Origin of the sequence: Mongoliibacter sp. (genome assembly GCF_007692705.1) — a bacterium.
Classification (GTDB): Bacteria; Bacteroidota; Bacteroidia; order Cytophagales; family Cyclobacteriaceae; genus Mongoliibacter.
In genome coordinates this window covers 1-6,006 of the sequence record NZ_REBN01000269.1, presented here as the reverse complement: position 1 = coordinate 6,006, position 6,006 = coordinate 1, and the positions used below count along the sequence as shown (strand labels likewise).

Annotated in this window: 5 protein-coding genes; all 5 read right to left on the bottom strand. The window is 40.2% G+C overall.

All coding sequences use genetic code 11. The features are described 5' to 3' along the window. Positions 1–161: 161 nt before the first annotated feature. A complete protein-coding gene (locus tag EA341_RS18235; protein ID WP_293016607.1) occupies positions 162–1,328 on the bottom strand; it encodes a lycopene cyclase family protein in 1,167 nt (388 codons plus the stop codon). Between the two features lie 524 nt (positions 1,329–1,852). Then, entirely contained in the window at positions 1,853–2,872 is a 1,020-nt protein-coding gene (locus tag EA341_RS18230; protein ID WP_293016606.1) for a S41 family peptidase, read from the bottom strand. Further along, complete coding sequence (locus EA341_RS18225) at positions 2,869–3,636, bottom strand: hypothetical protein (RefSeq protein ID WP_293016605.1); 768 nt, start codon at positions 3,634–3,636, stop codon at positions 2,869–2,871. The genes EA341_RS18230 and EA341_RS18225 overlap by 4 nt, the downstream gene beginning before the upstream one ends. Positions 3,637–4,043: 407 nt before the next feature. Next, complete coding sequence (locus tag EA341_RS18220; protein WP_293016604.1) at positions 4,044–4,847, bottom strand: alpha/beta hydrolase; 804 nt, start codon at positions 4,845–4,847, stop codon at positions 4,044–4,046. Beyond that, on the bottom strand, positions 4,844–5,638 hold the full coding sequence (locus tag EA341_RS18215) for an alpha/beta hydrolase (RefSeq protein WP_293016603.1): 795 nt from the start codon (positions 5,636–5,638) through the stop codon (positions 4,844–4,846). The genes EA341_RS18220 and EA341_RS18215 overlap by 4 nt, the downstream gene beginning before the upstream one ends. Positions 5,639–6,006: the final 368 nt, after the last annotated feature.

Below are 6,006 nucleotides of genomic sequence, written 5' to 3'. Positions count from 1 at the left end.
TGATTTTCTCTGTGGTTCATTTTAAATTATTAATTTTTCATTCATAATTTCTTACTCATTGATATTATACGTCCCTTCCTCCCTCATCCGTCATCCTTTCTCTACCGCCCGGATGCCCCAGTCGGAAGGGCGTCTTTCGCTTCACGCTTCTACCCTCTTTACTATTTCTTTCCCAAACCCAAAAGCTGTTTTATACCCGAAAACGCAAAAGGTAAAATTGGGACACTGTTTCTTATCGTAAATTCTTCCCAAAAATTACTTTCATTGGCTAGAAAAGCCAAAATCCGCTCTGGTTCAACCTTCTTGAAGAGACTGGAAAAAATCTGCTGCCCACTCAGACTCTTGGTCAGCAGCACATCCAGTAATGTCCTGTCATACCACTCAAACATATTTTCTCTAAAAGATGGAATTACCACTGGAGACTGGTCTTTTTTAAGTTGCGCTACAACCTGCCCAACATGCTTCTGCACAAACTGGAAAGTATAACCGGTACTGGGCTTGGTGTACCCCCCAGCAGTGCCTATATTGATGATGCGTTTATTTTTGCCCAAATGAGAAGAAAACTTTGCCAAAGACATGGGTATCACTCCAAATTCTGTGTGGGTGATTTCATATTCCGATATGCCTAATTTTTCCTGGATATAGCTCCTTAAAGCTTCTTCATACTCCTCTTCCTTTAGGATCCTTTCTGTAAACAGGGTATATTCCACCAAGGCGACACAAGGGCTTGTTGGCAGTACGTACATGAAGGTAGTCCCATGGTGTTGTGATAGCGTAAAATCCATCAAAGTGCCTACCTGGGGATTGAATACAGGCTCTTTCGTTTTGATATACCAACCCAAAAAATGCTGCAATAAGGTATTTTCTTCTGTCATTTTGGGATGGAACAAAGAAGTAGAGTTAAATACGTAATCCGTAGTATAACTCCTCTTATCGGTTTTCACCAAGGCTTTTTCACCTTCTTCTACTATTTCAATGATCTCTTCTTTAAGGAAACTGACATTTTTGAATCCTTGAACAAAATCAAGGACATGGGCATAAAAATCGCCCGATTGGATCATTTTATAGCGGTATTCCTGCATCTCAAACTCCTTGGAAACCTGAGGAGAAAAAAACTGCAAAGTTTTCCATTCATGGCACACCAAGGATTCAAAAGGACCTTCTTCCTTTTCCCAAAAGCACCAAGTCCTATCATTTTGGTTTTTGGAGGCACTGTCAATGACCAGAATATCTTTATGTTGCAAGCTTTCTTCTTTCAAAAGACGGTACAACAGACTCAATCCAGACAAACCGGAACCTGCAAATATATAATCGTATGTTTTGGACATGCTGGTTGGCATATATTTTTTATTGAAAAAGGCATTATTACAAGGACCATTTCATTCGATAATAGTCAAGTCCTTGAAGCTTGACTATATTCGACATTTCTGTTTTCACTGAGTGGTATCCCAGTGCTACTTTTAGTAAACCCCTCTGGGGTTTTTAATGGCTTCCTATTTCACTTTTGAAAATTTCGCTAACTGTTGAAAACACCATTGAAGTCAAACTCAACTGTCGATAGTAACAAATCCCACCCAATAATACCACAAAAGCAGAAGAGTGTTTAATGCTTTTGGGGATAATCTTTCGGATAAAGGTTTTCACACCCATCATAAAAGGGGTCAAAAATTCTTTAAGGCATTATCGATAAATGAATTAATGAATCAAAAAAATGATCTGGTCATCAATCTTGAAAACCCCGATAGAGATCAAAATCTAAAAGGTGTTTTTCCCGAGTGACCACCTGGGAATTAAAATAAAAAAGCCAAACGGTACATAAAGCTCTGGATGGATTTTTATTTTCTATTAGAAACTATGGATTTGATTTCAACCACGAAACCGCTGCTTCTATAAAATGGTCTTTACCAGGCATAAGCTCTGATGGATGAGTAAGTAATTGATCCACTTGAACACCAAATTCAAGCTGCACCTCATCCAAATCCACTGTCTGACTTCCTGAAAAACGATAAGTCCAACCATTGGGTAGCTCTGCAAATACAGGTATACCTCCACCCCCTCCCGTCTGATCCCCAAACAAACGGGCCTGAGGCAATGCCTTCATCATCTGGGCAAAAAATGTAGTGCTGCTGTAAGAACGACGATTGGTCAAAACAGCGACTTTCCCTAAATATTTCTCCCCGGATTGGGGCGTAATCCGGAGATTGGCCCAAGGCGTAAAATCTGTGTTGCCCGGTCCCGTTTTAAAGCGCTGTCTCGCATAAGTAAGCTCCTGCTCGATTAATCGGGAAGCAATACTGTGGGCATTTTGGAGGCTTCCTCCCCCATTACTCCTGACATCGATTATCAATCCCTCATGAAACTGCATCAAGCGAATAATCTCGTCCATATTTGCCTGACTGATCCTCCGCTCAAAAGAACGGTAATTGACATACAACATGTTGTCTACCGTCTGCACATGCATTGGTCCCACAATGCGGAAATCAGTTCGGAGGTAAATATCATCTATCAGTTGCTGATCATAAAACAAGGGGAAATTTTCATACCAACTCCAGTTGCGTGAGCGGTTGAATGTACTTAAGAGATTCACATGACCATCCTCCAATTCTGCCAGCATTTCCCCAAGCACATCAAAAAGCGCATCAGGTTCCATGTTTTCGTGAATCAGGGGACTGTAAATTTGTTTCACTGACTCCCAGTCAATCTGTTTTTCTTCAAAAAAGCTGTATCTGTTATTGACATCCTGCCACAAATGTTCGAATACAGCTCTAGGGCTGGACTCTGGTGACTTAGGTGCAATAATTTCCTCACAAGACATGGTCCAGGTGGCCAGGAAAATCAGCAAAAACCTGTTGATAATTCGTAACTGTCTCATAGCTGAAAGTTTAACTGGAAGAAATAATGCCCACCTGAGCGCTGTGATCTGTGGGCATTTTCAAGTGAAGTGTAGTGCCAACGATAACCAATCCCTATTTCATTGCCGTTGGTCAACTGATAAAACAATTGATTCATCATACCCAAATCATGTTGTCGGAACGGCTGAAACAAAGAAATTGATTGCATAAATGCATTGAATGTGGACTGCTCATGTAGAAAAGGGTCAGGTGGACTGGTGATATATGATGCAGAGAAAAGAAAACCTATTACCTGTAGATGTGCCTGAGAGGCAAATCTCCATTGCTGCTGTTTCCCGAAATAGGTTTGAAAACGGGCAGCAGGACCAAAAGAAGTGTGGAAATCAAACCTTGGATTGAAATTCTGGGAATCTTGGTAGTTCCTTAAGCTCAGGGCATTATTGTTAGACCATCCCAAGTTCAATTGTCTAGGCAGCCAATCCCATTTGTAAAAAGTATAAGTCATGATGCTGGCATGGGTTGCGCTCATTTCTGCATTGAACTGATTTTGAAGTGGAAGCCTGCTGTAATGGATATAAACTTCATCTGTTTTCTTATGCCCTTCACCGGAAAAGCCCAAAGTGAACCCTGCATTACTTCCTGCATAAACCAATGGAGAATATGCAAAATCCCTTTCCCAGGTGTTCTGGGTGCCTGTGTTTAGCAGAAGGGTATGTTTCTTGTTCTGAGCCAATACAGGATGTAGAAAAAGAAAAAAGGGAATCAAAAAAAGAAAATTTTTCATGTGTCGATAATTGATATTCAGTGGTCACTCCGATGGATCGAGGCAGCCTCTGGAATCCCCTCCTATCGGCAGGCAAGCTTGATTTCATCTTCTTTATTAAGACTGTAAATTTAGGAACAGCAAAATATGTATAACATGATTTTTGTCAATGTTCAGCATAAATTTACTCATAGTTGCTGATAGCAGATAAGTTTACAGGTAAAACAAATAATCTAAAATTAACTTCCCCTAATTGATTCCAACATGTTCATAATCATTTATTTATATCGATAGTAATATTTGATTCCCTACTAATGTTGAAGAACTGTTTTTGTAATAAATGATTATACGCTTCTTTGCCAGTAGATTTAGAAACATATTCTTGCAACTACTAAAAGTACTTATGAGGCTTAATCCATTTTAAACCTTCAATTATTCTTAAATAGTGCCTCCAAAAACTGCCTCAATACTCGGTTAAAAGCCTCAGGATTATCCTGATTGGCGATATGGTTGGCATTGGGGATTTCTATATATTGGCTAAGGGGTTCACTTCTATGCCATTTTCTGGATGCATTTCTGATAAATGCCAAATCCTTTTCCCCAAAAAGCATCAACAAAGGTACTTTTGGAGCTTGAGGAGATGGGTCGATGAGATCGTAGCTCATATCAGCAGTTATTTTTAGCGCAAATTTCTTCCCGGTCTTCTTCATGGTAGCTGACAAATAATCCTGTACTTCCTTTATTACCGCTCTGTGCTTACCAAAGGATTGGTAGAACATCTTTTCGGGAATCAAATCGATCAAAAAGATAAAAAAGGGAACTAGCTTTCTCGCCCATTTCCCCACATGGGATTTCAGTTCTATTCCAGGAGCATGGGCCACGGCCAATACTTTATCAGGATGTTTCAACTGAAAATACTGAGCCACAATACTTCCCAAAGATTGCCCAATCAAAACTGCTTGGGTAATTCGCAGTGCTTCCAGCAGCTCGTGCAAACAGTCAGCGGACAATTCTGTAAAACGCTTATTGTAATTTTTCAAGGATGAGGTACCATGTCCCGGTAAATCCCAGACCAATGTCCGGTATTGAGGTTGAAAAGCATTGAGCTGCTCCTGAAAAGTAGCATGGTCCATACCTACTCCATGGATAAAAACCAAGGTGGGACTATCTTCTGCACCTGAAAGTTCATAGTATATGTCTCCATATGAGCTTGAAAATATTCCCTGCTTCATGATTGATCAATTAGATTTTTCAAGATGTCCATTAGGCAATTATTGAATGCTTTGGGATCGTCCAGGTTGGCCACATGACCTACTCCTTTCAACTCGATCACCTTTGCTGATGGATTGGCATCGATAGCCTTTAGTGTTGATTTTAACATCCCATTGATCCCTTTGTCAAATTCACATTTGATCAAGGTATAGGGAACAGGACATTGCGCTATTAACCCAGTGAAATCATAATTTACCAAATTGTATCTGAAATGGGGAATGGCAGGTACCGCCTTTTCAAACATTTGGAAAAAAATATCCTTGGAGGCCTCATTGGTGGCCGTATGGGAAACCATCAATCTTAGGTACCAATTTTTAAAAAACCGAAGCATAAAAGCGTCAATCCCCCTAAATACAGGGGCAAGGAATTTTGGAAATTTCATCTGCCCAGTAGTCCCAAAAGTGGTTAAGCTTAAGAATTTTTCAGGCACTTTGCTGACCACCAGATAGCCCAGCACACCTCCTGCAGAATTACCAACATAATTTATCCGGTCCAAATGAAGGTCCTCAATCAATTGGATAATGTCTGCTGCCAATAGGGTCAAGGCGTATTGACCGGTAGTATTCGGTGAGGGTTTTGGAGAATCTCCATGCCCTCTTAAGGATAGCAAAACTACCCTATACCTACCTGAAAAAAATGCTTGCTGTTGCTGAAATTGGAGGATACTCGCGCCCGCCCCATGCACAAAAAGGATTGTTTCCCCATGATCGGCTCCTGCAATGGTATATTCTAGATTGATGGTATTCATCATGCATACAGGTTAATTAATCGGCATAAGTTCAAGTCTTGACCATAGGACTCGAAGCAAATTTCCCTTAAAAAATTGATTAGAAAAATGATAATGATCAGGATTCTCCCTGTTTTAATTCATGTAGGGATATTGAACACCCATCTTCACTTTAAGATCTCTTCCAATTGCAATCTAAAAATAAGTATTGCTGAAAGGCCTGATAAAAGATCTCCAAAACTATTGCGGGCTGCCTCTTTAACCCACTAAATTTTCGACATTTTTACCCTCCCAGACTCCCTCAAACTTATAGGGGACAAAACGGGCAAATAATTCTTCTTTGTACCAATTAAGTTTTCTGGTCAGTAAAACCACTTCCTTATGCCTCTTAT